Source organism: Glycomyces sp. NRRL B-16210, assembly GCF_000719515.1.
In the GTDB taxonomy this organism is placed as follows: domain Bacteria; phylum Actinomycetota; class Actinomycetes; order Mycobacteriales; family Micromonosporaceae; genus Glycomyces.
Window position 1 is genome coordinate 25,955 of record NZ_JOGR01000007.1, and the last position, 25,059, is coordinate 51,013.

Annotated in this window: 25 protein-coding genes; 16 read left to right on the forward strand and 9 right to left on the reverse strand. The window is 70.9% G+C overall.

Translation table 11 applies throughout. From position 1 onward, the window contains the following. Positions 1 to 200 precede the first annotated feature (200 nt). The 9 genes from IF12_RS0110680 (at position 201) to IF12_RS0110720 (ending at position 7,353) form a co-directional block, all read left to right on the forward strand. A complete protein-coding gene (locus IF12_RS0110680; protein WP_030157849.1) occupies positions 201 to 1,238 on the forward strand; it encodes a permease in 1,038 nt (345 codons plus the stop codon). Next, positions 1,235 to 1,951: a TIGR03943 family protein gene (locus IF12_RS0110685; protein WP_030157852.1), complete on the forward strand. Its 717-nt coding sequence runs from the start codon at positions 1,235 to 1,237 to the stop codon at positions 1,949 to 1,951. The genes IF12_RS0110680 and IF12_RS0110685 overlap by 4 nt, the downstream gene beginning before the upstream one ends. Positions 1,952 to 2,223: 272 nt before the next feature. Continuing rightward, positions 2,224 to 3,297 carry a metal ABC transporter solute-binding protein, Zn/Mn family gene (locus IF12_RS0110690; RefSeq protein ID WP_030157854.1) on the forward strand — a complete coding sequence of 358 codons (1,074 nt, stop codon included), beginning with the start codon at positions 2,224 to 2,226 and terminating at the stop codon, positions 3,295 to 3,297. Positions 3,298 to 3,312: 15 nt separating this feature from the next. Continuing rightward, positions 3,313 to 4,137: a metal ABC transporter ATP-binding protein gene (locus IF12_RS0110695; protein ID WP_081913482.1), complete on the forward strand. Its 825-nt coding sequence runs from the start codon at positions 3,313 to 3,315 to the stop codon at positions 4,135 to 4,137. Beyond that, positions 4,134 to 5,033, forward strand: coding sequence for a metal ABC transporter permease (locus IF12_RS0110700; protein WP_030157859.1), 900 nt, complete (start codon positions 4,134 to 4,136; stop codon positions 5,031 to 5,033). Before IF12_RS0110695 ends, IF12_RS0110700 begins: the two co-directional genes overlap by 4 nt. A gap of 62 nt (positions 5,034 to 5,095) precedes the next feature. After that, complete coding sequence (locus tag IF12_RS0110705; RefSeq protein WP_030157861.1) at positions 5,096 to 5,410, forward strand: helix-turn-helix transcriptional regulator; 315 nt, start codon at positions 5,096 to 5,098, stop codon at positions 5,408 to 5,410. A gap of 26 nt (positions 5,411 to 5,436) precedes the next feature. Then, positions 5,437 to 5,820 (forward strand): transcriptional repressor, encoded by a 384-nt coding sequence (locus IF12_RS0110710; protein ID WP_030157863.1) that lies wholly within the window; start codon positions 5,437 to 5,439, stop codon positions 5,818 to 5,820. A gap of 10 nt (positions 5,821 to 5,830) precedes the next feature. Further along, positions 5,831 to 6,202 carry a hypothetical protein gene (locus IF12_RS0110715; RefSeq protein ID WP_030157865.1) on the forward strand — a complete coding sequence of 124 codons (372 nt, stop codon included), beginning with the start codon at positions 5,831 to 5,833 and terminating at the stop codon, positions 6,200 to 6,202. Continuing rightward, on the forward strand, positions 6,199 to 7,353 hold the full coding sequence (locus IF12_RS0110720; protein ID WP_030157867.1) for a hypothetical protein: 1,155 nt from the start codon (positions 6,199 to 6,201) through the stop codon (positions 7,351 to 7,353). Before IF12_RS0110715 ends, IF12_RS0110720 begins: the two co-directional genes overlap by 4 nt. A gap of 14 nt (positions 7,354 to 7,367) precedes the next feature. Here IF12_RS0110720 and IF12_RS0110725 read toward each other — a convergent pair whose 3' ends face one another. Beyond that, positions 7,368 to 8,819 carry a hypothetical protein gene (locus IF12_RS0110725; protein ID WP_030157869.1) on the reverse strand — a complete coding sequence of 484 codons (1,452 nt, stop codon included), beginning with the start codon at positions 8,817 to 8,819 and terminating at the stop codon, positions 7,368 to 7,370. Between the two features lie 14 nt (positions 8,820 to 8,833). Then, positions 8,834 to 10,195 carry a hypothetical protein gene (locus tag IF12_RS0110730; protein WP_133884386.1) on the reverse strand — a complete coding sequence of 454 codons (1,362 nt, stop codon included), beginning with the start codon at positions 10,193 to 10,195 and terminating at the stop codon, positions 8,834 to 8,836. A 378-nt stretch (positions 10,196 to 10,573) separates the two neighbouring features. Here IF12_RS0110730 and IF12_RS0110735 point away from each other — a divergent pair, with 378 nt between their 5' ends. From IF12_RS0110735 to IF12_RS0110745, 3 genes are all read left to right on the forward strand, one after another. Beyond that, on the forward strand, positions 10,574 to 12,397 hold the full coding sequence (locus IF12_RS0110735) for an HSP90 family protein (protein WP_081913484.1): 1,824 nt from the start codon (positions 10,574 to 10,576) through the stop codon (positions 12,395 to 12,397). A gap of 49 nt (positions 12,398 to 12,446) precedes the next feature. Further along, positions 12,447 to 15,371: a hypothetical protein gene (locus tag IF12_RS0110740; protein WP_030157875.1), complete on the forward strand. Its 2,925-nt coding sequence runs from the start codon at positions 12,447 to 12,449 to the stop codon at positions 15,369 to 15,371. Positions 15,372 to 15,628: 257 nt separating this feature from the next. Next, the gene (locus tag IF12_RS0110745; protein ID WP_030157877.1) at positions 15,629 to 17,002 is read left to right on the forward strand and encodes a glycine--tRNA ligase; all 1,374 of its coding nucleotides are present in this window, start codon (positions 15,629 to 15,631) and stop codon (positions 17,000 to 17,002) included. Here the strand turns inward: IF12_RS0110745 and IF12_RS0110750 are convergent, their stop codons facing one another. Then, positions 17,003 to 17,881: a hypothetical protein gene (locus IF12_RS0110750; RefSeq protein WP_030157879.1), complete on the reverse strand. Its 879-nt coding sequence runs from the start codon at positions 17,879 to 17,881 to the stop codon at positions 17,003 to 17,005. A 66-nt stretch (positions 17,882 to 17,947) separates the two neighbouring features. On the opposite strand from IF12_RS0110750, the gene IF12_RS0110755 reads away from it, so the two are divergent. Continuing rightward, entirely contained in the window at positions 17,948 to 19,123 is a 1,176-nt protein-coding gene (locus IF12_RS0110755; protein WP_133884385.1) for a hypothetical protein, read from the forward strand. A 33-nt stretch (positions 19,124 to 19,156) separates the two neighbouring features. Here IF12_RS0110755 and IF12_RS0110760 read toward each other — a convergent pair whose 3' ends face one another. Both IF12_RS0110760 and IF12_RS0110765 read right to left on the reverse strand, forming a co-directional pair. Next, on the reverse strand, positions 19,157 to 19,648 hold the full coding sequence (locus IF12_RS0110760) for a hypothetical protein (RefSeq protein WP_197034683.1): 492 nt from the start codon (positions 19,646 to 19,648) through the stop codon (positions 19,157 to 19,159). Between the two features lie 256 nt (positions 19,649 to 19,904). Then, the gene (locus IF12_RS0110765) at positions 19,905 to 20,798 is read right to left on the reverse strand and encodes a hypothetical protein (protein ID WP_133884384.1); all 894 of its coding nucleotides are present in this window, start codon (positions 20,796 to 20,798) and stop codon (positions 19,905 to 19,907) included. A 66-nt stretch (positions 20,799 to 20,864) separates the two neighbouring features. Here IF12_RS0110765 and IF12_RS0110770 point away from each other — a divergent pair, with 66 nt between their 5' ends. Next, positions 20,865 to 22,016, forward strand: a complete 1,152-nt coding sequence (locus tag IF12_RS0110770) for a hypothetical protein (RefSeq protein ID WP_133884383.1) — start codon at positions 20,865 to 20,867, stop codon at positions 22,014 to 22,016. 23 nt (positions 22,017 to 22,039) lie between these two features. Here IF12_RS0110770 and IF12_RS26155 read toward each other — a convergent pair whose 3' ends face one another. The 4 genes from IF12_RS26155 to rpmB form a co-directional block, all read right to left on the reverse strand. Then, on the reverse strand, positions 22,040 to 22,321 hold the full coding sequence (locus IF12_RS26155) for a hypothetical protein (protein WP_166659540.1): 282 nt from the start codon (positions 22,319 to 22,321) through the stop codon (positions 22,040 to 22,042). 186 nt (positions 22,322 to 22,507) lie between these two features. Continuing rightward, positions 22,508 to 22,813 carry a 30S ribosomal protein S14 gene (gene rpsN, locus IF12_RS0110780; RefSeq protein WP_030157891.1) on the reverse strand — a complete coding sequence of 102 codons (306 nt, stop codon included), beginning with the start codon at positions 22,811 to 22,813 and terminating at the stop codon, positions 22,508 to 22,510. Next, positions 22,814 to 22,984 (reverse strand): 50S ribosomal protein L33, encoded by a 171-nt coding sequence (rpmG, locus tag IF12_RS0110785; protein WP_030157893.1) that lies wholly within the window; start codon positions 22,982 to 22,984, stop codon positions 22,814 to 22,816. Position 22,985: 1 nt separating this feature from the next. Next, positions 22,986 to 23,222 (reverse strand): 50S ribosomal protein L28, encoded by a 237-nt coding sequence (gene rpmB, locus IF12_RS0110790; protein WP_030157895.1) that lies wholly within the window; start codon positions 23,220 to 23,222, stop codon positions 22,986 to 22,988. Positions 23,223 to 23,286: 64 nt separating this feature from the next. Here rpmB and IF12_RS0110795 point away from each other — a divergent pair, with 64 nt between their 5' ends. Continuing rightward, the gene (locus IF12_RS0110795) at positions 23,287 to 24,582 is read left to right on the forward strand and encodes a GTP-binding protein (RefSeq protein WP_081913485.1); all 1,296 of its coding nucleotides are present in this window, start codon (positions 23,287 to 23,289) and stop codon (positions 24,580 to 24,582) included. A 2-nt stretch (positions 24,583 to 24,584) separates the two neighbouring features. Next, positions 24,585 to 24,845, forward strand: coding sequence for a type B 50S ribosomal protein L31 (locus tag IF12_RS0110800; protein WP_030157899.1), 261 nt, complete (start codon positions 24,585 to 24,587; stop codon positions 24,843 to 24,845). Positions 24,846 to 25,059: the final 214 nt, after the last annotated feature.

Below are 25,059 nucleotides of genomic sequence, written 5' to 3' on the forward strand. Positions count from 1 at the left end.
TAGTCACTCCGTACCCGCAGGCCCAGCGCACCCGCGAACCCGAAGGCCCCCAAGAGAACACGATCAGTCACAAATCACCATGTAACACTCGGCCCGCCATCCGGGAACCGGCCCCGACGCACCCGATCGATCCACCATGGACGAACACCCCGGCGGCGGCCCGCTCCACCCCGCGCGCCGTGTCCGCACCGGCCGCACCGATGGCGCACAATGGGACCGTGAGCGCCGACCTCGCCAGCACCGACACCCCCGCCCCACCGCCCTCCCCGACACCGCCTCCGCGGCCGCCCCGCCGCGGCCTCACCTCCATCGAAGCCCTCGCCCTCCTGCTCGTCTTCGGCCTCACCGCCCGCCCCGGCCTCACCGAACTCTTCGCCGCACCCCTCGCCCAGGCCTGGGCCGCCCGCTTCGTCGCCGTCTGCGTCCAGGCCTTCCCCTTCCTCGTCCTCGGCGTCGCCCTCTCCGCCGCCATCGCCGCGTTCGTCCCCGCCGACTTCTTCCACAAAGCCGTCCCCAAACGCACCGCGCTCGCCGTCCCCGTCGCCGGCGTCGCCGGAGCCGTCCTGCCCGGCTGCGAATGCGCCTCAGTGCCCGTCGCTGGAGCCCTGGTCCGCCGCGGCGTCGCCCCCGCCGCCGCCTTCACCTTCATGCTCGCCTCGCCCGCGATCAACCCGATCGTCGTGGTCTCCACGATCGTCGCCTTCCCCGGCGACCCCCGCATGGTCGTCGCCCGAGTCGCCGCCTCGCTCGCCGCCGCCGTCTCCATCGGCTGGCTCTGGGCCCGGCTCGGCAAGACCGAATGGCTCAGGCTCCCCGAGCACCGCCACCACGAGGACGGCAGATGGGCCGCGTTCTGGGCCGCGCTGCGCCACGACTTCCTCCACGCCGGCGGCTACCTCGTCATCGGCGCCGCGATCGCCGCGAGCCTGAACACGCTCGTGCCCGAGACCTGGCTCGCGCCCATCGCCGAGGACCCGGTGCTCGGCGTGCTCGCGCTGGCGGTGCTCGCGGTGCTCGTGTCGATCTGCTCGGAGTCGGACGCGTTCGTGGCCGCCTCCCTGACCCAGTTCTCGCCGACCGCGAAGCTCGCGTTCATGGTGGTGGGACCGTTCGTCGACGTGAAGCTCGCGGCGATGCAGGCCGGGACCTTCGGCCGCCGGTTCGCGATCCGCTTCGCGCCCACCGCGTTCGTGGTCGCGGTCGTCGCGAGCGTCCTGATGGGGGTGCTGCTGCTGTGAGGCGCGACGCGCAGGCGATCGTCCTGCTCCTGGTGGGCGGCGGCCTGATCCGCCTGGCCTGGACCGGGGACTACCTGAACTATGTGAAGCCGTACGCGCTCTGGCTGATCCTCCCGGCAGGCGTGATCCTGGTGGCGGTCGCCGCGATCACCGCCTGGAGCGTCTGGCGCGCGAAGGAAGGCGCCGACGAACACGACGACGGGCATGGCCACGGCGAGCCGAAGGTGGCGTGGCTGCTGCTGGTGCCGGTCGTCGGGATGCTGCTGGTCGCGCCGGACGCGCTCGGGTCGTACGAGGCCGAGCGGACCGGCTCGGCGATCGGCGCGGAGGAGGGCCGCTCGTCGTATCCGGAGCTGCCGGACGGCGAGGACCCGGTGCCGCTGCCGCTGCTCGACTACGCGGCGCGGGCGATCTTCGACGAGGGCCGCAGCCTTGAGGGGCACCGCATCGAGCTGCGCGGGTTCATCCTCTACAGCGGGGACGAGCCGCAGCTGGCGCGGATGGTGGTCTCGTGCTGCGCGGCCGACGCGCGGCCGGTGAAGATCGGCCTCGAAGGCGCGCTTCCGGCGGGGCTGGAGCCGGACCAGTGGGTGGAGATCATCGGCGTGTACTCGCCGAGGCAGGGCCGCGACGAGATCAACGGCGCGCTGGTGCCGTACATCGAGGTCGAGTCGATCACGGGCATCGCGACCCCCGACAACGAGTACCAGTAGCGGGGCGCCGGGAGAGTGCCGAGGGCACACCGCAGCGCTCCGGAAGCCGGCGGGTTGGGCCCCCGGTCTGCAACTGTGCTCCCGGGGTGTGACAAGTCCGGGGGATTCTGGCCCGCGCGGCCCCGAATTCATCCTTTAGCGTGATGACGATCATGAGTTTCATGTTCGCTCGCACCTGCGCCGGGCATTCTCGCTGGTCCTCGGCCCGCACCGCCGCCGGACGCTCATATTAGCTGTTGACAATGATTGTCATGATTGGGCAAGGTTCTCACATGCGTCGTTCCAGCCTCAGCCTCCTGCCCATCGCCGGCCTCGTCGCCGCCGGCGCCCTCGCCGCCTGCGGTTCCGACCCCGCCGACGACGGCGAGATCAACATCGTCGCGGCCTTCTACCCCCTCGCCTACGCCGCCGAGCAGGTCGGCGGCGAGGACATCACCGTCACCAACCTGACCCCCGCCGGCCAGGAGCCCCACGACCTCGAACTCTCCCCCTCCGACCTCGCCGCCATCGAGCAGGCCGACTACGTCGTCTACCTCGCCGACTTCATCCCCGAACTCGACGCCGCGATCGACCAGTACGCCGCCGACAAGTCCCTCGACGTCGCCACCGCCGTCACCACCCTCGGCTACGACTCCACCGAGGTCTTCGAAGACGACCACACCGACGAGCACGGCGAGGACGAGCACGGCGAGGACTCCCACGACCACGCCGACGACGACCATGCCGACGACGAGCACGCCGAAGAAGACCACGCCGACGACACCACCGAAGAAGACCACGCCGACGAAGGCGGCCACACCCACGACGACTCCCTCGAAGGCACCGACCCCCACATCTGGCTCGACCCCACCCGCTACGCCCAGATCGGCGACGCCATCGCCGACGCCCTGGCCTCCATCGACGAAGCCAACGCCGACGACTACACCGCCGCCGCCGAAGCCTTCACCGCCGAACTCACCGCCCTCGACACCGAGTTCACCGAAGGCCTCGCCTCCCGCACCTCCAGCGCCGTCGTCACCTCCCACGCCGCCTTCGGCTACCTCGCCGACCGCTACGACCTCACCCAGGTCGCCATCTCCGGCCTGAGCCCCGACCAGGAACCCGACACCCAGCGCATGGCCGAAGTCGCCCACTACGTCGAGGACAACGCCGTCACCACCATCTTCTTCGAAACCCTCGTCTCGCCCGACATCGCCGAGACCCTCGCCGCCGAGACCGGCGCGAGCACCGCCGTCCTCAACCCCCTCGAAGGGCTCACCGACGCCGACATCGAAGCCGGAGCCGACTATTTCAGTGTGATGCGCGAGAACCTCGCCGCGTTGCAGACCGCTCTCGGCGCGGCGTAAGGCAGCATTGCCTCCATGCCCGTACTCAACGTCCACGGCGCGACCGTCTCCTACGGCGGTCGCGCCGTCGTCCGCGGCGTCGACCTCGCCGTCGCGCCCGGCGAAGCCGTGGCCCTCATGGGCGCCAACGGCTCCGGGAAATCCACCCTCATCAAGGCCGTCGCCGGCCTCGTCCCCCTCGCCAGCGGCGCCATCGAACTGTTCGACACCCCGCAGAAGCGCTTCCGCCAATGGCGCCGCATCGGCTACGTCCCCCAACGCACCGGCGCCGCCTCCGGCGTGCCCTCCACCGCCGCCGAAGTCGTCTCCCAAGGCCGCCTCGCCCACCGCCTCCTCGGCATGCCCGCCCGCCGCGCCGACCGCACCGCCGTGACCCGCAGCCTCGCCGAAGTCGGCCTCCAGCACCACGCCCACTGCGCCGTCGACACCCTCTCCGGCGGCCAGCAGCAGCGCGTCCTCATCGCCCGCGCCCTCGCCACCGACCCCGAACTGCTCATCATGGACGAACCCACCGTCGGCGTCGACGCCGAGACCCAGGCCGCCCTCGCCGCCGTCGTCGCCGCCCGCGTCGACGCCGGATGCGCCGTCCTCCTCGTCACCCACGAACTCGGCCCCCTCACCGACCGCCTCGACCGCGCCGTCGTCCTCGCCGACGGCAGAGTCGTCCACGACGGCGAACCCCCGCGCCCCGTCGGCGAACACGCCGACCCCGACCACCAGCACGCCCACCCCCACCCCTCGCCCGACCCGCACCCCGGACCCGACGGCGCCGCACCCCGCATCACCTTCGGCACCAACAAAGGCGGCCACGGCGCCGACGAATTCTGGAGCGGCAAATGAACGACCCGACCCTCCTCCAGTACTTCGAGTTCGAATTCGTCCAACGCGCCCTCATCAGCGCCCTCGTCGTCGGACTCTGCGCCCCCGCCGTCGGCGTCTTCCTCGTCCAGAAGCGCCTCGCGCTCATCGGCGACGGCCTCGGCCACATCGCCCTCACCGGCGTCGCCATCGGCTTCCTCACCGGCACCGCGCCGCTGTGGACCACCCTCGCGGTCACCGTCGCCGCCTCCATCGTCATGGAACTGCTCCGCAGCCACTCCAAGACCTCCGGCGACGTCGCCCTCGCCATGATGTTCTACGGCGGCATCGCCGGCGGCGTCTACCTCACCGGCATCGCCTCCGACAAAGGCGTCGCCAACCTCCAGCAGTACCTCTTCGGCTCGCTCCTGACCGCCTCCTGGAACGAGGTCTGGACCATCGTCGCCGGCGGCGCCGTCGTCGCCGCCCTCATGCTCGTCCTCCGGCCCTGGCTCACCGCCATCTGCGCCGACGAGCAGTACGCCCGCGTCTCCGGACTCCCCGTCGCCTCCCTCAACCTCCTGCTGCTCATCACCACCGCCGTCACCGTCTCGGTCTCCATGCGCGCGGTCGGCCTGCTCCTGGTCAGCGCCCTCCTGGTCATCCCGGTCGTCACCGTCCAGCAGTTCACCCGGTCCTTCAAGGCCACCATGTTCAGCGCCATGGGCGCCGGCTTCCTCATCGCCGGCGCCGGCGTCATCGCCTCCGCCGCCAAGGACGTCCCGCCCGGCTCCACGATCGTGCTCCTCGGCGTCGCCGCCTTCGTCGCCACCGCCGCGGTCGCCGCCGTCGTCGGCCGCGTGCGCCGCACCCGCCGAGGCCACCTGCCCCCCGAAGGCGAGCCGCTCGAAGTCGAACTGCCCGCCTCCAGCGCATGACCGCGACCGGCCGCGAGGCACCTGAACCCCCCGACGGACCGGCGACGCGATATTTTTGCAAGGTGCGGACCGAGACCGAACCATCCGATGCCCCGCCCGCCGACTACGAGGCGGCGGGGGAGCTGCTGCGCGCGCTGGCCGCTCCGCTGCGGATCGCCATCGTGATGGAGCTGGCCGAGGGACCCAAGTACGTCCACCAGATCGTGGAGACCCTCGCCGTCACCCAGCCCCTGGTCTCGCAGCATTTGCGGGTCCTGCGCGGAGCGGGTATCGTGCGCGGCACCAGGTCGGGCCGCGAGATCTCCTACTCGCTCATCGACGACCACATCGCGCACATCGTCACCGACGCCGTCCACCACGCCCGAGAGGAACGCTAGTGGCCTCCAAGCCTCCGGCCGAGAACATGGCCAGGTCCACCAAGCAGCGGACCGCGATCCTCGAACTGCTCGAACAGGACGAGGCCTTCCGGAGCGCCCAGGACCTCCACGCGATCCTCCGCGAGGCCGGCTCCAAGATCGGCCTGACCACCGTCTACCGCACCCTCCAGGCCTTCGCCGAGGCCGACATCGTCGACGTCATGCGCCTGCCCGGCGGCGACCACCTCTATCGCCGCTGCAACGCCGAGGAGCACCACCACCACCTCGTGTGCCGCAGCTGCGGCAAGACCGTCGAGGTCGCCGGGCCCACCGTCGAGCGCTGGGCCAACAAGGTCGCGGCCGAGCACGGATTCACCGAGGTCGGGCACACGCTCGAACTCCACGGCCTGTGCGCCGGCTGCGCACAGTAGGGTTGGGACCGTGCTGGTTGTATATCGTTTCGCCGTAACCGAAGGCGAGACGGAGAGCTTCTCGCGCGACGCCGAGGACGCCTTGGCCGCGCTCGCCTCCTGCGAGGGCTACCTGCGGGGCGGGCTGGGCCGCGCCCTCGACGACTTCGACGCGGACGACAGCGTGTGGATGCTCTGGACCGAGTGGAGCGGCGTGGGCGTCTACCGCCGGGCGCTGTCGAACTTCCAGGTGAAGATGTCCACTCCGCTGCTGTCGCGCGCGCTGCCGGAGGCCTCCGGTTTCGAGGTCCTCGCCGAGTGCGAGCCGGGCGAGCGCCCGACCCGCGCAGGTTCGGACCGCACTGACGACCCCGACGAGGCCCGCCGGGAGGCCGCCCGATGAGCGACCGGCCGAACCCCGCCGCCGAACCGCCGGAGAACGAGCCGCCCATCGGTGAAGAACCCGAATCCGAGGCCCCCGCGAGCGGGGCCTCGGGACCTGAGCAGGGCGCACAGGGTCCTGCCGCTCCCGAGCCTCCGGCGAACGAGCCGCCCTCCGGTGCACAACCCGAGGCTCCCGGCCGCCCGGTCTCGGAAGCCGCGCAGAGCCCACATGAGCCCGCCGCCCCCGAATCCCCGGCGAGCTGGGCTCCCGCCTCCGACCGGTGGGCTCACGATCCGTACTCCGGCCCTCCTCCCCAGCCCGAGGCCCCCGCCCAGATCGCCCCCACACCGATCGCCGCCGATCCCTCCTCGCCTGCCGAACCCGCTCCCGAGGCCGAATCCTCCCCGCAAGAAGCCGTCGTTGCCGAGCCGCGCACGACCGTCGAAGTCGTCGCCGAACCGCACGCCCCCGCCCAGATCGCCCCCGAGCCCGGCGCGGCCCCGCCCGCCGTCGCGCCCGCGATCGACTCAGACGCGCCCGCCACGACCGACTCTGCTGCTTCCAACCCCGCTACTTCCGACCCCGCCGCCGCTGACTCTGCCGCCTCCGACCCCGCCTCGGCCCCCGTCGCACTCGAACCCGGCACCGAGGAGACCCTCGCGCTCCCGCCCACTACCAAGGAGGTCGGGCCGCCCTCAGTGCCCTCGGCCCCGCCGCCGCCCTCGGGCGTCCCGGTCCCGTTCGCGGCCCCGCCCACCGAGCGCAACTCCGGCCGCTTCACCGCGAAACTCGTGATCAGCCTGGTCGGCGGCATCCTCCTCGTCGGCGGCGTCATCATCGCCATCGTCGTTGCGTTCTTCGTCTTCATGAACTCGGTCACCGACAAGGTCGAGGCCACCGCCGCGGACTTCATCGCCGAGGTCGCCGACGAGGACTGGTCGGGGGCCCACGCGATGCTCTGCGACGAGCTCCGGAACGAACCGGTCGGCACCTACATCCCCGAGTGGGAGACTTGGGACGCCGAAGGCGCCGACGTGGGGCCGATCAGCTCCGACGGCACCGCGGTCGAGGTCGAATTCGCCGACGGCACCGGGATCGCGCTCATCATCGAAGTCGACGAGGGCAGCGAGACCCTCGAAATGAACGTCTGCGGCTGGCGCTCGCTCTAGAGTCCCGGCCCCGGTCAGCGCCCGTACGGCGGCTGCGGCGGGTACTGCTGCGGGGGCTGATACGGCTGCTGTGGCGGTCCGTAACCCTGCGGCCCTGAAGGCCCTTGGCCCGGGTACCCGCCCTGCGGCCCCTGGCTCCCTTGCGGCCCCGGGTAGCCCTGCCCGCCCGCGTTGCCCTGCGGTCCTCCGTAGTTCTGCTGCCCCGAGTGGCCCTGTTGCCCAGGATGACCCTGTTGGCCCGCATATCCCTGCTGCGCGTACGGGCCCGATGCCGCGACCGGCTGGCCCGGCAGCGGCATTCCCTGCGCACCGGGTTCGTACGAGATCGCCAACTGCTTCCCGGGCGCCCATTCGCGCACCGGCCGCGTGAACACCATGATGAACGCGATCAGGAGCGCCAGGAACGCCAAAGCCGAGCCGATCAGCATCGGCAGGTTCCCGGGGTCCTCGTACGTGTTGCGACTCGGACTGAAGACCGCGTCGAGGTACAGCACCAGGGCCATGAGCGTCCAGACCCCCGCCGCGATGAGGCAGAGCCCCGCCCAGATCGGCGTGTACACCCGCGCCCAGAACCGGCCGCGCTGGAGGCCGACCGCCGAGATGATCGCCAGCACCGCCAGCAGCAATGTGCCGATGACGAGCCACATCGCCCCGATCGCCCACTCGGAGCTGAAGAAGTAGTCGAGGCTCGAACCGTGGTCCCGCTGGTTGCGTTCGTAGTAGCGGTACTCGTCCGAGGCCCACGTCAGGAACACGTACACCATCACCAGCGGCGAGAGCGCCGCCAGCCACAGCAGCACCTGCACCGCGGTGACCCGCCCCGGCTTGAACTCCGGGCGGTCCGCGTCGAGTTCGACCAGGACCCCGACGGCCCCCGGCCCGGGCGTGCCGATCGAGCTGAACTCGCCGCGCCGCAACTGGTGCATGAGGATCCACGAGCGCGCCGACTTCGAGCACAGCAGGCCCAGCAGCGTCCCGTAGAGACCGCCGAGCACCACGCCGACGAGCAGCGGCAACGGCGTGGCGTCGATGACGCTCACCCCGAGCACGATGGCGCCCAAGGCGATCACCAGGCCGAGGATCGCGTTGACCACCGCCCAGATCCACGCCCAGCGCTTGCCCCGCGTGATCTGGACGGGCGTGATGACCGACTGGATCGTGGAGTACACCGCGAAGGCCAGGCCGATGAGGCTCAGCGGGTTGAAGAACTCCACCATGCTCACGACCGAGCCGAGGTCGGCCAGCGCGGCGAGGACCGCGAAGATCCACAGGATGACCTGGATGCCGGTGATGGTGCCCGGTTTGGCCATCGTCATCTCGGGCGGCGGGAGCTGCCCGGGGATCGGTTGGCCGGAGGGGACCTCGATGGGCCCGTACGCGCCGCCGGGCCCCGCGAGCTGCGGTGCGGGCTGGTGCTGGAGGTGCATCCGGTCGGGCGGCGGCGGAGGAAGCTGGTTGTAGGACATCGCTGCCTTCGGTGTCAGTACTGGGGCGGGTACGGCGACTGCTGTTGCGGGGACTGCGAGCCGTAGGGCCCGGACTGCTGCTGGCCGTAAGGCCCGGTCTGCTGCGTTTGGCCGTACGGTCCCGCCTGCGGCGCCTGTCCGTAGGGCCCGGTCTGCTGCGGCTGTCCCATGGGGACCATCACGATCGCGGCGGTGGACGGGTTCCCGGGCGTCCAGGCGCGGACGCCGGGGGTCATCATGAGGATGAACACGAGCAGCGCCGCCACCGCGACCGCGGTGGTGCGAAGGATGCCGGGGCCCATCGGCGCGGGCCCGCCGAACAGCGGCAGATCGGAGTAGTACCGGTTGTAGTCGTTGATCACGACGTACGCGATGAAGCCGGTGATGAGCACCGCCGGGATCGACCAGATGATGCCGAGGACGCGGCCGCCGAGGCTGCCCTTGAGCAGCAGCGGGACGATGATCGCGGCGCCGATCACGAGCACCGCCAAGGCGACCACCTGGTGGCCCAGTTGCGGGAACTGCCCTGAGAACATCTCGTCGACCAGGGTGCGGTCCTCCCAGCTTGGGAAGTCCCGCTCTTTGAACCAGTTCAGCATCTCTTGCAGGGCCGTCACTCCCGCGATGATCTGCCAGATCGCGAGTGCGGCGAACGCGCCGAGCGCCACGGCGGTGACGGCGACCGAGGTCGGCCGCGTCTCCGGGCGCTGCGGGGCCGCGCCGGCGCCGAAGCCCCCGGGGCCGCCCGGCGCCATGCCGGGTTGCCCGGCGAATCCGCCGGCCGCGCCGGGCATCGCCACTTCGCCTCTTTGGATGCGGTGCATGATGATCCACTGCCGGGCCGACTTCGAGCAGAGGAGCCCGAGGAGGGTGCCGTAGAGGCCGGTGAGCGCGACGCCGATGAGCAGTGAGATCTCGCCGCCGTTGTCGAAGTAGAGGATGCCGAAGACGAGCGCGGCGATCGCGGTGAGGAGGCCGAGGATCGCGTTGACGAGCGACCAGATCCACGCCCAGCGCTTGCCTCGGGCGATCTGCACGGGGCTGACGAGCGACTGGATCGTGGAGTAGACGGCGTAGGCGAGCACGAGCAGTTGGAGCGGGTGGAAGAAGTCGACCATGCTGATGATCGAGAACAGGTTCGCGATCGCGCCGAGGGCCACGAAGATCCACAGGATCACCTGGATGCCGGTGACGGTGCCGGGTTTCGTCATCATCATCCCCGCGGACGGGAGCTGCCCGGGGATCGGCTGGTCGGAGGACTGCTGCATCGGCCCGTAAGCGCCTCCCGGCCCCATCTGCGGCGGCTGCTGCTGCGGCACGGGGGCGGGCTGGTACTGGAGGTGCGTCCGGTCCGGGGGCGGGGGCGGGAAAGTCATGGGGGTCGCATACCTCGCACATCGGAAGATCGGTAGCGGCCACATTACCGGACCTCGCCCAACGCGTCGGTGCGCGCCGCTTTCGTTCCGGCCGACGCGATGCCCGTCCGCGCGAGCGCGACCGCGCCGAAGCCGCGGCGCTCCCATCGCCGTGGGGCCGACCGCAACGGCACCGCCGTCTCCCCTCCGGCCCCGCCGCGGCCCGCCCCGAACCCAGCGCATTTCCGTCACCGCCCGCACCCCGCCCGACCGGGACGCATTCCGGACGCGAGGGCTCCGCGCGGGGCGCGCCGCCGGGTCTTTTCACGCGTTCCGCGGGTGCGGCGGTTTGCTAGTCTGACTGACGCTGATCGACCTTCGAACTAAGCAGGACGCGCCGTGTCTGATACCGAGCCCACTTCCCATACGTTCCAAGTGGACCTGCGCGGCCTGGTGGACCTCTTGTCCCACCACCTGTACTCCTCGCCCAAGGTCTACGTCCGCGAGCTGCTCCAGAACGCGGTGGACGCCGTCACCGCCCGCCGCTCCCTCGATCCTGAATTCGATGTGGCCCTTGCGGATGCGCCCGCGCCGGTCCGCATCGTCACCGACGGTTCGCGCCTGCGCATCACCGATCCCGGTGTGGGACTGACCTTGCAGGAAGTCCACAAGCTCCTCGCGACCATCGGCGGATCCTCCAAACGGGACGAAGAGATCGAAGGCGCCCGCCGGGACTTCCTCGGCCAGTTCGGGATCGGCCTCCTCGCCTGCTTCACCGTCGCCTCCGTCATCACCGTGACCTCCCGTTCCGCCAAGACCCCCGACGCGCCGGTCGTGCGCTGGACCGCCCGCGACGACGGCTCCTACACCGTCACCGAGGTCCCGGTCGCCGAGCACCCCGAGCCCGGCACTACCGTCGAACTCGCCGCCCGCCCCGGCGAGGGCTGGCTCCGCGCCGAGAAAGTGGTCGAACTCGCCCGCGAGTACGGCTCCCTCCTGCCGGTGGACGTCACCGTCTCCGACGGCGCCGCACCGATCGCCGTCACCGACACGCCCCCGCCCTGGGAGCGGGAGCACCCGAGCCCCACCGCGCGCCGCCTCGCGCTCAACGCCTACTGCGAGCAGGTCCTCGGCTTCCCGCCGCTCGACGTCATCGACCTCGACGTGCCCCTCTCCGGGCTCAAAGGCCTCGCGTTCGTCCTCCCGCACGCCACCTCGCCCTCCGCGCGCCCGGCCCACCGCGTCCACCTCAAGCGGATGCTCCTGACCGACACCGCCGACAACCTCGTCCCCGAATGGGCGTTCTTCGTGCGCTGCGTGGTCGACACCGACTCCCTGCGCCCCACCGCCTCCCGCGAGTCCCTCTACGACGACGAGGCCCTCGCCGTCGCCCGCGACGCCGTCGGCGCGCAGATCCGCGAGTGGATCTCCCGCCTCGCCGCCGAGGACCCGACCCGCCTGGAGGCCTTCCTCGCCGTCCACGAACTCGGCGTCAAGGCCCTCGCCCGCCACGACCTCGACCTCCTCGCCTCCATGCTCCCGTGGCTGCGGTTCGAGACCACCGCCGGTCACACCAGCCTCCCCGACTTCGCCCGCGCCTACCAGCCGATCTACCTCGCCGACAGCGTTGACGAGTACCGCCAGGTCGCCCAGATCGCCGCCGCCCAGGGCATCGGCGTCGTCAACGGCGGCTACACCTACGACGCCGAACTCGTCCAAGCCCTCCCGCGACTGGACCCGCAGGTCAAAGTCGAGGCCCTCCAGCCCGGCGTCATCTCCGCGAGCCTCGATGCGGTCGACACCGCCGACGAACTCGCCCTCCAGCGCTTCCTGAGCGCCGCCCGCGCCCGACTCGACGCCGTCGACGTCGACGTGGTCGTGCGCGCCTTCAGCCCCGTCTCGGTCCCCGCGCTCCTCCTCGACGACCGCGAGGCCCGCCGCGAACGCCAGAGGGCCGAAGCCGAAGCGGACGCCGACGACCTGTGGGGCGGCATCCTCGCCTCCATCAAGCAGCACGCGCCCCGCGCCCAGCTCGTCCTCAACCACCGCAACCCCACCGTCCGCCGCGTCGGGGCCATCGGCGACCCCGAACTCGCCGGCACCGCCGTCGAGTCCCTCTACGGGCAGGCCCTGCTCATGAGCCGACGGCCGCTGCGCAGCGCCGACACCGCGCTCCTCAACCGTTCCTTCATGAACCTGCTGGAACACATCACGAAGGAATGAGCCGCCCATGTCCCATCCGGCTCACCCTTCAGGACTGTTAAGGACTGGTATGGCCACTCCCGACCCCGACGAGATCTGGCGACTGCTCAACGAGGCCCGCTTCGAAGAGGCCAGCGAGGCGAAGGTCGCGGCCCTGGAGCGGGCGGTCGAGGCCGCCGACGCCGTCGGCGACCCCGAACTGCTCAACTACGCCCTCAGCGGCCTCGTCGACGCCTACGAGTTCTCCCGCGACTCCACCCGCCTCCTCATCCCCTTCGCAAGGCTCCTGCGCAGCTTCGACTCCCAGCCCCAGCACTTCGACGCCTACCTGACCCGGTCGCTGTACTGGACCTTCAAATGGATCGTCGACAAGATGATCGAGCAGCCCGACGTCCCCCTCGAATCCATCGAGCACTGGCTCGAGGAGATGCGCCGCCGCTACGCCGAGGCCGGCTACTCCATGCACGCCCCCTCCGCCTACGAGATGCAACTGGCCTTCCACGTCGGCGACTACGACCGCGTCGCCGCCGCCATCGAAGCCCTCGGCGAAGCCGAGGAGGACGACATGTCCGACTGCACCGCCTGCCAATACACCTCCCTCGCCACCGTCGTCTTCTACGCCGAGGACGACTCCGCCGACGCCGCCATGGAGATGCTCGAACCCGTCCTCGGCGGCGAGCACACCTGCGCCCACGAACCCCACTACGCCCTCGCCCTCTCCCTGCTGCCCCTGGTCGAACTCGGCCGCGGCGAACAGGCCCGCGCCAACCACCTCCGCGGCTACCAGATGTGCAAGGGCAAAGAGGACATGGTCCACATGTGGACCCTCCACGCCGAGTTCTGCGCCCTCACCGGCAACGAGCACCGCGCCCTCGAGATCCTCGCCGACCACGCCCGCTTCTTCGACCTCGACCTCGGCGTCAGGGACCGCCAGCGCCTGCTCGAAGTCACCGTCCTCACCTGTCGGCGCCTCAAAGCCCTCGGCTTCGCCGACACCGCCATGCCCGGCCCCGGCGGACGCGACTGGACCGCCGCCGAACTCCACGACTGGGCCGAGACCGAACGCGCCGCGATCTGCGCCCGCTTCGACGCCCGCAACGGCAACGACCACCACTCGGCCATGTCCCGCGCCGTCACCGAATCCACCCCCTACGACCAGCCGGTCCACCTCGGCCTCAAAGAACTGCGGCCCAAAGCCCGGCTCGACGTGCGCGCCGCCGACCTCACCGCCGACCTCGCGGCCGGCCCCGAACACGGCGGCCCCGCCCTCGACGCCGCGATCGACGCCGCCTACGCCGCCTATGACGACTGCTCGCCCGACACCTGGAAGGCCTGGCTCAAAGTCGCCGCCATCGCCGAAGCGCTCGGCGTCGAACTCATCGCCGAGCACCGCGCCGAGATCGCCCACGCCGAATCCGCCCAGGCCGACGACCCCGACGCCATCCTCGACGGGCTCCGCCGCGCCGTCGAGCTCTTCGGCCTCGCCGGCCAGCCCGGCCGCGCCCTCGTCGCCGAGGCGTTCGCGCTCATCCACACCGCCGACGCCGACCCCGCCGCCGCCCTCGCCGGCGCCGCCCACGTCGCCGCCACCGCCCGCACCCTCCGCGGCGAGCAGCGCATCGACGACCGCAGCTTCCACACCAGCCAGGTCCTCGCCATGAGAGCCGAATACCTCGCCGCCACCGCCACCGGCGGCCCCACCGCCCTCGTCCCCGACCTCGCCGACCGCGCCCGCGTCCTCGAAGCCGAACTCGCCGCCCACCCTGAGCGCCGCTACGCCCTCATCCGCCGCTGCGACCTCCTCGACCTGCGCGCCCGCCTCGAACCCGACGCGAACGCCAAGACCGCCCTGCTCACCGCCGGACTCGACGTCGCCCGCGACGCCGACGCCGGATGGGCCGTCGCCCGCGCCAGCGCCGACCTCGCCGACCAGGTCGGCCTCACCGGCGACTACCAGCGGGCCCTGGCCATCGCCCGGGAGGGGATCGTGGCCCTCGGGGACGAGCCCGCCCACACCATCGCCGCGAAGCTCCACCTCCAGGCCGCCGAGTTCACCATGCGCGCCGGCGACCACCCCTCCACCTACGAGCACGCCCTCGCCGCCTCGATCCACTGCGACGCCGGGGGACTGACCGTCCCCGCCGCGGTCGCCCGGCACCTCATGGGGGTGGCCCTGGTCGAGCAGGACCGCCGCGACGAGGCCGTGCCGCTGCTGGAGGCCGCGCTGGCGGACCTGCCGGACCAGGAGCTGTGGCGGGTGTGCAATGTGCGGTTCAACCTGGCGGAGTCCTACGACAAGCAGGGCGACACCCGTCAGGGCGTCGAGCACGGCCTCGCGGCCCTGGCCCTGATGGAGTCCACGCAGGAGGACTACCTCGTGAGCCTCTACGCCGACACACTGTTCCTCACCGGGGAGCTGCTGGAGAAGCTCGGCGAGCACGACCACGCCCTGGAGGTCTACACGCGGGCGGTGCAGGCGGCCGACGAGGTCGGCGACCTCACCGCGTGGACGCGGGTGAGCCGCGCCCGCGCCTGGCTGCTGCGCACGATCATGGGCGACGCGGCGTTCGGCGAGGGCCTTCAGACGATGGCGCAGATCGCCGCGCGCCTGCACGCGGTCCGCGCCGACCCGGAGGCGGGCGTGGCCTCCCGCGAGGCCGCCCGGTTCGAGTTGGGCGAGACCTACCGCCAGCACGCGCAGTTGACGTTCCAGTTCCTGGAGAGCCAGGCCGGGGAGCCGGGGCTGCGCCGCGACGAGGCCGAGCCGGTGCTCGACCTCCAGCGGCGGGCGCTGACGGTGTTCCGGGAGGGCCCTCTGATCCTGGAGCGGGCGAGCCTGACCGCGCACCAGACCATGTGGCTCCTGTCCGAACTCGGCGACCGGAAGGGCGCGATCGAGGTGGGGGAGGAGGCCCTGACCTGGCTCGCGGGCCCGGAGTACACCGAGGCCCGGGAGGGTTTCGAGCAGCATCTGGCGGATCTGCGCCAGGCCTGAGCGGCCCGGCCGGGCCGCTTGAGGCGCGCGACTCGCTGAACGGGGCGGCAGCGGCGCGGCCGCCCGTGCGGGGTACCCTTGCTCACTGGCGGACCGCGCCCCGCGCGCGATCCCGAGGATCGACCGGTGCGCGAACCGGTTTGACCGGGATCTCCGCCGGCTGAACAATCTGTTCAGAGAATCGCACAAGAGGCTCGCGACCAGTGCGAGCCCGTCCGCAGTCTCACCGACCGCCAGCCGGATCGAGAGGAATCATCGTGTCCCAGGACCGTACCGAAGCGCTCATCAGCCTGTGCAAACGCCGCGGCTTCGTCTTCCCCAGCTCGGAGATCTACGGAGGCACGCGTTCCGCCTGGGACTACGGTCCGCTCGGTGTGGAGCTGAAGGAGAACATCCGCCGCGAGTGGTGGAACGCGATGGTCCGCGAGAGGGACGACGTGGTCGGCCTCGACTCCGCGGTGGTCCTCAACCCGCAGGTGTGGGTCGCCAGCGGCCACATCGAGGAGTTCACCGACCCGCTCACCGAGTGCCAGTCCTGCCACAAGCGCTTCCGCGCCGACCACCTCGTCGAGGCCTACGAGGAGAAGCACGGCGCCGAGCCCGAGCACGGCCTGGCCGACCTCGCCTGCCCGCACTGCGGCGCCCGCGGCTCCTTCACCGAGCCGCGCATGTTCAACGGCCTCATGAAGACCTTCCTCGGCGCCACCGAGGACACCGAGAACGTGCACTACCTGCGCCCCGAGACCGCGCAGGGCATCTTCACCAACTTCACCAACGTCATGACCGCCTCGCGGCGCAAGCCCCCGTTCGGCATCGCGCAGACCGGCAAGTCCTTCCGCAACGAGATCACGCCGGGGAACTTCATCTTCCGCACCCGCGAGTTCGAGCAGATGGAGATGGAGTTCTTCGTCGAGCCGGGCACCGACGAGGAATGGCACGAGTACTGGCTCCAGACCCGCTGGGACTGGTACGTCGACCTCGGGCTCAAGGAGGCGAACCTGCGCCGCTACGAGCACCCGAAGGAGAAGCTCTCCCACTACTCCAAGCGCACCGTCGACATCGAGTACCGGTTCAACTTCGCCGGCGGCGAGTTCGGCGAGCTCGAAGGCGTCGCCAACCGCACCGACTTCGACCTCTCGACCCACTCGAAGCACTCGGGCGCCGACCTGTCGTTCTTCGACCAGGCCAAGGGCGAGCGGTGGACCCCGTACGTCATCGAGCCCGCCGCGGGCCTGACCCGCTCGGTCCTGGCCTTCCTCCTGGAGGCCTACGACGTGGACGAGGCCCCCAACACCAAGGGCGGGGTCGACAAGCGCACCGTGCTCCGCTTCGACCCGCGCCTGGCCCCCGTCAAGGCCGCGGTCCTGCCGCTGAGCCGCAACGAGGACCTCTCGCCGAAGGCGAAGGACCTGGCCGCGAAGCTGCGCAAGCGCTGGAACGTGGACTTCGACGACGCGGGCGCGATCGGGCGCCGCTACCGCCGCGCCGACGAGATCGGCACGCCGTACTGCATCACCGTCGACTTCGACACCCTCGAAGACCAGGCGGTGACCATTCGCGACCGCGACTCCATGAAGCAGGAGCGCGTCGCCATCGACCAGGTCGAGCGGTTCCTCCTCGAACGGCTCTGATCAACCGGTGGCGCCCGCGGGGCTGATCTCGATCGCATCGAGGTCGGCCCCTTCGGGTATCCACGCGTCCAGCAGGTCCGTGTACTGCGCCGACTCCCCGATCGGGAACGAGCGCCACCCCTGCGAACCGGTCGCGCTGAACGGGTCGGGCCCCGCCGGCAGGCCACCGAGCAGCCGCCCCTCGCCGTCCCGGAACAGCACCGACAGCCGCAGCCGCTCGGACTCGGCCGAGAGCTCGTAGTGCAGCCGGAACCCGTCGGGACTGGCCAGCGGCTCGACGCCCGCCACCGTCACCGCCGCCGGGGCCGTCAGCGGCTCGAAGTACTCGATCGCCACATCGGGGGCGTCCTCGCGCGCCGGGAGCAGATACGACGGATCGAGCGACTCCACCCGCAGCTCCTCCAACGGCGCGTCGGTCGCCCCTTGCGGCAGCACGTAGCCGACCCGCACGGTCGACTCCGGAGGGATCGCGTCGATGTAGAAGTCGTGGACCCGGGTCGCAGGGCCCTCCCCGGCCGTCGCGGTGACCCACAGCGTTCCCGCGTGCATCGTCTGCGCGTACGGGTTGCGGACCACCAGGCCGAGGAGGGTCCAGTCCCCGCCGTCGACGACGACCCGCCCGAAGCCGTACTCCAGGATCTCCAGATCCGCCGTGTCCAGCGTGTACTCGAGGGTCACGCCGTCGGTCGTCGCGGCCGGGACCTCCTCGACCTCCCTGACCCGCTCCTCGGCCCCGAAGTCCATGTCGAGGGCCCACGCGAGGACCACCGCGGCCGCGACCAGCGCGATCGCGAACGGCGTCCGAGGCAGATGATCGGCGCGTGATGCCAAGGCCCGCAACGTTTTTACGCCGCGGTCGAACCACGTGATCGAGGGCATGGGGGTCCTTGCTGCGAACGCTACACTTTGCGGGTCAACGGTAGCAGTCGAGTGTCGGGAGCCATGGTGGCCGAAGCGACCCCGCCCGAGGACCGAGGAACCGGTCGGCACATCGACCTCGGCGCCGTCGAGTCCGACGGCGTCCCGGCGCCCGAAGCGCCGCGGCCGCCCGAGCGCCGCCGGTTCCCCTTCCTGCGCCGCCATGCCAACACGGCCATGGCGATCGCGGCCGTCGCGCTGGTGATCGCCGCCGCAGTGGCGACGGCCGTGCGATGGGCCCCGTTCCAACGCCCGCCCGCCGAGGCCGCCGTGCTCGCCTTCCTCGAAGCCGCCCAAGAAGGCGACGTCGAAGCGGCCCTCGCGCTCACCGACGAGACCGCCCCCTCCGAGGACTTCCTGGTCCCCGAGGCCCTCGACGACCGCTGGAGCATCGTCACCGTCGCGCAGGTCGACTTCAAGGACCGAGTGGGCGGCACGGACAAGGCCGTCGCCCAGGTCTACGCCGAGATCGAGGCCTTCGACGGCACCAGGATCGGCGCCCGGTACCGGGTCGTCGTCGAAGGCGGCGAAGCCGTCATCGACAACGGGCTCACCCTCACCTCGAACTACTCGATCTTCGACGACCTCGGCCTCAACGGCGTCAGCGCGCCGGCGGCACCCGACGGGACCGAGGCCAACTTCGCCCTGCTGCCGGGGCTCTACGAGCTCTACCGCGACCTGCCGTCCACGATGGAGTTCGAGGAGTCGAACCTGTCGCTCGCGCTCGGGGACCAGTTCCGCCAGCTCGGCAGCGACTGGTCGCAGACCAGCCTGCCGATCTCCTACCCGGTCGCCTCCGATGAGGGACGGGCGCTCGTGGACGAGCTCATCGCCGACCACTACGACGCGTGCGCCGCGGACCCGTCCATCGAACTGTGCCCGTTCGCCTTCCCCGAGGACCCCGCCCGCGACCTCGCGCTGGCACCGGGCGCGACCTGGGAGGTCGTGTCCCACCCGCAGGTCGAGATGCAGTGGAACTGGTACGGGGAGATCGACGGGAGCCAACTCCTGACGACCGTGCCAGGAGAGGCCCGCGCGCCGGTGGTCGTCACCGAAGACGGACGCGAGCGCGAGGCGACCGTGAGCTGCTCGATCTGGACCGAAGGCCTCTACGCAGAGTTCGACCTCGAAGGCCGCGTCTGGCTCACGCAGGACGCCGGCGCCCTGGAAGACCAGTGCCGATCCCTGGTCGAAGTCGCCTGAACCGAACGGGCGCACCGCAACAGAACAGCTCCGTCAATCGGCAGCGCTCGGGAGCGGAGGCGGCGTGTTGCGCGGCGGCCTCCTGCCGCCGAATTCGAAGGCGGCCGCCCGGAACACCTCCAGCAGGTCGCAGCCCGGATACGTCCCGAACTCGGGGTGACCCAAGCGGTAGTAGCAGGACCAGTAGCTCACCACCCGCCGTTCCGTGCGGGCGAAGAAGGCGGGATTCCGCGTGATGAACTCCCCGTATCGTCGGCGCTGCGCCGAGCCGCGGACGGTGAGGTCGCCGAGGCCCCGCCGAAGGGCTTCGAGGATTTCGAGCACGTACTCGCCGGCCAATTGCAGCACGAACGGGATCACCCACGGCTCGAGCCGGTCCACCAGGGAAGCGAGATGACGTTCGCGGACACGACCGTCGCAGTTCCGGGAGTACAGACAATGCAGCACCACCTGCTCGACACCCGTCAGCGTTCGTACCGCGGCGGGGTCGGGCTCGGCGCCGGCGATGCGGTAGGGGATGGCCACAAGTGCGCCTTCAACCTCGACCTCGAAGCGCTCCGCCGATACTGGCCGAGTGCGAGGTACGACCGCCAGAACACTCTGCACGTCTGAGGCGAGCCGCGTTGGGAACGCCGCCAGCAGTACGTGAGGAGCGTCTGAACGAACCTGAGACCGTTGCACGACATGAGCATAGGCCGAGAATCCCTGTCTTTCTCACGCCGGCTTCAGCACGGCGGGACCGACTTTCGCCGGAACTCAAGGACCGCTCGAATGCTCCGTTCTAGCCGAGCGCTGCGCCGGAGGGGCCGATCTCGATCCGATCGCGGTCCGCGCCTTCGGGTATCCACGCCTCCAGCACGTCGACGTGCTGGAGTGATTCGCCCTCCGGCAGTCGCACGACTCTGCCCAGGTCGTTGATCGCGAAGGGGTCGGCGACGCCGGGCAGTCCGCCGACGAGGTTCCCGTCGCCGTCGCGGAACAGCACCGTCCAGCCTTCCACGACATGGTCCTCGGCCTTGACCACTCGGAGGGTGAACCGCAGCCCGTCGGGGCTCGTCAGCGCCTCGACTCCCGCCAGTTCCATCTCGGGCAGCCGCGGGGGCGAGGACCAGTACTCGGCCTCCTGCTGGTCGAACTCGTCGGCGTCGGGCCACAGGTAGGCGGTCCCCATCGGCTCGATCCGCAGTCCCTCGAAGGGAACCTCGGTCATCTCGCCGTCCACGACGTGACCGACCATCACCGTGCTCCCGGCCGGGACGCCGCCGCCGTAGAAGGAGCTCAGCTGCGTCGTGACGCCGCCCTCGGCGGCCGTGACCGCGAATGACGCCGACTCCAGGGACTGCTCGTGCGGGTTGCGCACCACCGCGCCCACGAGGATCCACTTCCGGCCGTCGACGGTGATCTCGCTGAAGCCGTATTCGAGGATCTCCGGCTCGGCCGGTTCGGGCGTGAAACCGAAGTCGTAGACGTCGGAGGGCGAAGGCAGCTCCGCGACCTCGGTGATCCGCGCGTCCGGGTTCGGGTCGGACTCGATCGCCGCCGCGAGCAGGACGGCCGCCACCGCGAGCGCGATGGCGAACGGCATCCGCGGCAGCGAGTTCGCTCTGCGGTGCGCCCGTGCCGCGCTCTCCCGCAACGCCTGCGCGCTTCGGTTGTTCCGCCAGGTCGTGGGCATAGGGGTCCTCGCTGCGAACGCTAGACTTTGCCGGTCAACGGTAGCAGTCGAGCGTCGGGAGCCACAGTGTCCGCAGCGCAGGCGCCCGATGGGCGAGGCGAGCACGCCATCGACCTCGGCCGCGCCGATCTGCCCTCGACCCCGCCGGATCCGCCGCCGTCTCGCCGCGCCCCGCGTCTGCCCAACGCCCCCTTGGCCTATGCCGCGGTCCTCATCGCCCTCGCGGCGGCGGTCGTGGCCGTCGCGAAGTGGGATCCGCTGCACCGCACGCTCGCCGAGACGACCGTGACCTCCTTCCTCGAAGCGGTCCGCGCGGGCGACGTCGACCTGGCCCTGTCCTTCACCGAGGACCCCGACCTCACCGGTGACTTCCTCGTCCGGGAGGCCCTGGACCCGCGCTGGAGCGTCGTGACGGTCGCGCAGGTCGAGTACAAGGAGAGCAAAGGGGCGCCGGGGCGGTTCGTCGCGCAGGTGTACGCCGAGATCCAGGCGTACGAGGGCACGCGGCTCGGCCACCGGTACCAGGTGGGGATCGAGGACGGGCGCGCGCGGATCGAGAACGGGTTCTTCAGGTCGGCCGCGTATCCGGCCTTCGGCAGGATCGACGTCAACCGGGTCAGCGTGCCCGTGGACCCCGAGCTGGGCACGACCACGGTGACGCTGCTGCCGGGCCTGTACATCTTCTACCCGGACCTGCCGTCCACGATGGAGTTCACCGAGCCCGCGACGGCGCTGGCGCTCGGCAACCAGTTCAAGCTGCTCGGCGCCGAGCGCTCCGACGTGTGGTTCCCGGTGCCCTGGCCGCGCCTCTCTGAGGAGGGCGAGGCGCTCGTGGACGCGGCGATGCGCGACTACTACGACGCCTGCGCGGCGGATCCGGCGATCGAGCGCTGCCCGTTCGATTTCCCCGAGGACCCCGAGCGCGAACTCGCGTTCGCGCCCGGCGCGTCCTGGCAGGTCGAGTCCTACCCCGACATCGACGCCGGCGAGGTCTGGTACGAGCAGGAGCGCGGCTTCGAACTCGCCACGTCGACGTACGGGGAGGCCCGGGCGCGGGTGGTGGTCACCGAGGGCGGCCGCGAGCGCGAGACGACGGTGAGCTGCCTGTTCTGGGCGGACGGCCTCTACGCGATGCTCGACTTCGAAGGCGGCGCGACGATCGGCCCGGGGCCGATCCCGACGCAGGAGTCCTGCCGCACCTTGGCCGAGGTCTCCTGAACCAGGCGGCCCGTTGGAACGACTCAGTCGTTGCGGATGACGCACTCGCAGTCGATCCAGGCGCGGGCGTCGCGCGGTTCGGTGTGGGTGATCGAGTAGAGGACCCGGCTCTCGGACGCCCAAAGGGACGCGGGGCTGGCGGGAACGGCGGTCTCGGCTTCGGCGGGGACGGCGTCGACGGGGGTGGCGTCGGTGGGCCGGGCCTCGGCCGGCACCGCGTATTCGCGGCTCGCGAGCGTCGCCGAGGGCGTGGGTTCGCCCGCCTCGGCCTGGACGGTCTCCAATTGCTGGACCATTGCTGACATAGCTCCTTCGTTCACTATGTGAAACGCAGGAGGCCCTCACATGGTTCCGGACTTGAGAGCAGCCTCACAACGTTGTCGCAAGGCCCAGGGTAGCGCTCCCTTGCGACGCGGGTGTAACGCTTTTGTGGCGACACGTCGCAAGGGGCGCAGGTCAGGTAGGATCTATGCCCCTTTCAGGTGATCCTCCTACAAGGACGATTTGGTCACACCGGGCAATTCGCCGCGGTGGGCCATGGCCCTGAGTCGGATGCGCGACAGTCCGAACTTGCGGTTGAACCCGCGCGGGCGCCCGTCCACGGCGTCGCGGTTGCGCAGCCGGGCGGGGGAGGAGTCCCGCGGCAGGCGCTGCAAGTCCCGCACCGCCGCCGCGCGGGCCTCGGGGGCCGTGTCCGGGTGCGAGACGGCGCGTTTGAGCGCCTCCCGGCGCTCCCGGTACCGGTCCACCAGGACCGCCCGGCGCCGCTGCTTCGCGATGGCGCTCTTCTTCGCCATTTACCGATCCTCCTTGAACGCCACATGCCTGCGCACGATCGGGTCGTACTTGCGCAGGACCAACCGGTCGGGGTCGTTGCGCCGGTTCTTGCGGGTCACGTACGTGTAGCCGGTCCCCGCCGTCGAACGCAGCCTGACCACGGGCCGGACGTCGGTGCTCTTCGCCGCCATCTCAGACCTTCACTCCTCTCGCCCTGATACGCCGCACGACCGCTTCGATGCCGTCGCGGTCGATGATCTTGATGCCCTTGGCCGACACGCGCAGCCGCACGTGCCGCCCCTCACTGGGCAGGTAATAGCGCTTGTGCTGCAAGTTCACGTTCCATCGGCGCCGGGTCTTGCGCTTCGACCACGGCACGTTGTTGCCGAAGCCGGGTCCGGCGCCGGTCACGTCGCAAATTCTGGACACGGGCGTCCTCCTCTCGATCGTCTTAGTATAATGACAATCGTTTTCGATTAGACTGGAGGTCCGCATGTCCTCGCCCGCACAACCGCCCCGACCACCGGCCCGCAGGCACCGCACGGGCCCCGCCGCCCAGACCCGGGCCCCCGGACCGCCCGACGACACACGGCCCGCACTGACGATCCTGACCGGGTTCGCGCCGCACGCCACCCGAGAAGCCGCCGACCTGCTCCTCGCCGCCGACCCGGACCTGCTCGTCATCGCCCACGACCTCACCGAACTGCTCGCCACCGGCACCGTCCGCCGCACCGTCCGCGACGGCCGCGGCCTCCTCGAAGACGAACACCTCACCCTCGAACACGGCTGCATCGCCTGCACCGTCCGCGAAGACCTCCTCCCCGCCCTCGTCCGCCTCGCCCGCACCAGACCCGGCGGCGACCTCGCCCTCGTCCTACCGCCCGCCATCGAACCCGAGACCGTCGCCGCAGCCTGCTCCTGGTGCCGCATCGACGGCGCACCCGTCACCGAAGCGCTCCGCATCGACTCCGTCGTCGCCGTCTGCGACCCCACCACCCTCCTCACCGACCTCGAATCCGACCAGGACCTCGCCGATCGCCGCCTCCAAGCCGCCGAAGACGACGACCGCACCGTCGCCGACGTCACCGCCCGCCAGATCGAATACGCCGACACCGTCGTCCTCTGGAACCCCGAACCCACCGGCGTCGACGGCTTCGAACGCACCCGCCTCGACGTCCTCCTCCGGCGCCTCAACCCCTGGGCCCGCCACCTCGACGCCGACCCCGCCGCCTTCGCCGCCCGCATCCGCCGCAGCGCCCGCTACGACCCCGACGCACCCGAGACCCTCGGCCGCGGCATCGAGGGATACGCCATCGGCTGCCACGAGCCCGAACCCGACTGCGGCGTCGTCGCCGCCGTCTACCGCGCCCGCGGACCCTTCCACCCCGACCGCTTCCACCGCGCCCTCTCGGCGCTGGCCGGGCGCACCCTCCGCGGGCGCGGGCACCTGTGGCTCGCGTCCCAGCCCGACCGGATCGTCGCCTGGGAGTCCGGCGGCGGCGGGGTCTCGATGGGGGACATGGGGCCCTGGCTCGCGGCCACCCCCGACGAGGCGTGGGCCGACTCCAGCCCCGAGCGGCGGGTCAACGCCGACCTGCACTGGGACGAGGAGTACGGCGACCGCGGCATCCAGCTCGCCTTCGTCGGCCTGCACTTCGACGCGGCCGAGATCGCCGAACTCCTCGACGGCTGCCTGCTCACCGACGCCGAACGGGCCGAGGGCCGGGCCGCGTGGCGGGAATACCTCGACCCCTTCGACGGTTGTTTCGAGAGCAAGGAAAGGAACTGAGCATGAAGCAGGGCATACACCCGAAGTACGACTACGTGGTCTTCCGGGACCGCGGGGCGGACTTCTCCTTCCTCACCCGGTCCACGGCCGGTTCGGCCGAGACCGTCGAGTGGGAGGACGGCCGCACCTACCCGGTGATCGACGTCCAGATCTCCTCGGCGTCCCACCCGTTCTGGACCGGCAAGAGCCGCGTCCTCGACGACGAGGGCCGGGTCGCCAAGTTCTACAAGAAGTACGGCAAGGAACCGAAGGCATCGCAGTAGGGACCTGAGTCGAGAAGACCGCATATGCGGAGGGGGCCTCCCGGCACCGGAGGCCCCTTTTTCGCGTCCATGATGATCGTTCGGTGACTCGGTGACTCGGTGACTCGGTGACTCGGTGACTCGGTGACTCGGTGACTCGGTGACTCGGTGACCCGGCGACTCGGTGACTCGGTGACTCGGTGACTCGGTGACTCGGTGACCCGGCGACCCGGCG

Coding starts and splice junctions, on each gene's coding strand:
- IF12_RS0110795 (WP_081913485.1), top strand. CDS start 23,287: ATGTCCTCGCCCGCACAACCGCCCCGACCACCGGCCCGCAGGCACCGC.
- IF12_RS0110690 (WP_030157854.1), top strand. CDS start 2,224: ATGCGTCGTTCCAGCCTCAGCCTCCTGCCCATCGCCGGCCTCGTCGCC.
- IF12_RS26155 (WP_166659540.1), bottom strand. CDS start 22,321: ATGTCAGCAATGGTCCAGCAATTGGAGACCGTCCAGGCCGAGGCGGGC.
- IF12_RS0110700 (WP_030157859.1), top strand. CDS start 4,134: ATGAACGACCCGACCCTCCTCCAGTACTTCGAGTTCGAATTCGTCCAA.
- IF12_RS0110800 (WP_030157899.1), top strand. CDS start 24,585: ATGAAGCAGGGCATACACCCGAAGTACGACTACGTGGTCTTCCGGGAC.
- rpsN (WP_030157891.1), bottom strand. CDS start 22,813: ATGGCGAAGAAGAGCGCCATCGCGAAGCAGCGGCGCCGGGCGGTCCTG.
- IF12_RS0110725 (WP_030157869.1), bottom strand. CDS start 8,819: ATGTCCTACAACCAGCTTCCTCCGCCGCCGCCCGACCGGATGCACCTC.
- IF12_RS0110765 (WP_133884384.1), bottom strand. CDS start 20,798: ATGCCCACGACCTGGCGGAACAACCGAAGCGCGCAGGCGTTGCGGGAG.
- rpmG (WP_030157893.1), bottom strand. CDS start 22,984: ATGGCGGCGAAGAGCACCGACGTCCGGCCCGTGGTCAGGCTGCGTTCG.
- IF12_RS0110680 (WP_030157849.1), top strand. CDS start 201: ATGGCGCACAATGGGACCGTGAGCGCCGACCTCGCCAGCACCGACACC.
- IF12_RS0110730 (WP_133884386.1), bottom strand. CDS start 10,195: ATGACTTTCCCGCCCCCGCCCCCGGACCGGACGCACCTCCAGTACCAG.
- IF12_RS0110695 (WP_081913482.1), top strand. CDS start 3,313: ATGCCCGTACTCAACGTCCACGGCGCGACCGTCTCCTACGGCGGTCGC.
- IF12_RS0110710 (WP_030157863.1), top strand. CDS start 5,437: ATGGCCAGGTCCACCAAGCAGCGGACCGCGATCCTCGAACTGCTCGAA.
- IF12_RS0110750 (WP_030157879.1), bottom strand. CDS start 17,881: ATGCCCTCGATCACGTGGTTCGACCGCGGCGTAAAAACGTTGCGGGCC.
- IF12_RS0110720 (WP_030157867.1), top strand. CDS start 6,199: ATGAGCGACCGGCCGAACCCCGCCGCCGAACCGCCGGAGAACGAGCCG.
- IF12_RS0110740 (WP_030157875.1), top strand. CDS start 12,447: ATGGCCACTCCCGACCCCGACGAGATCTGGCGACTGCTCAACGAGGCC.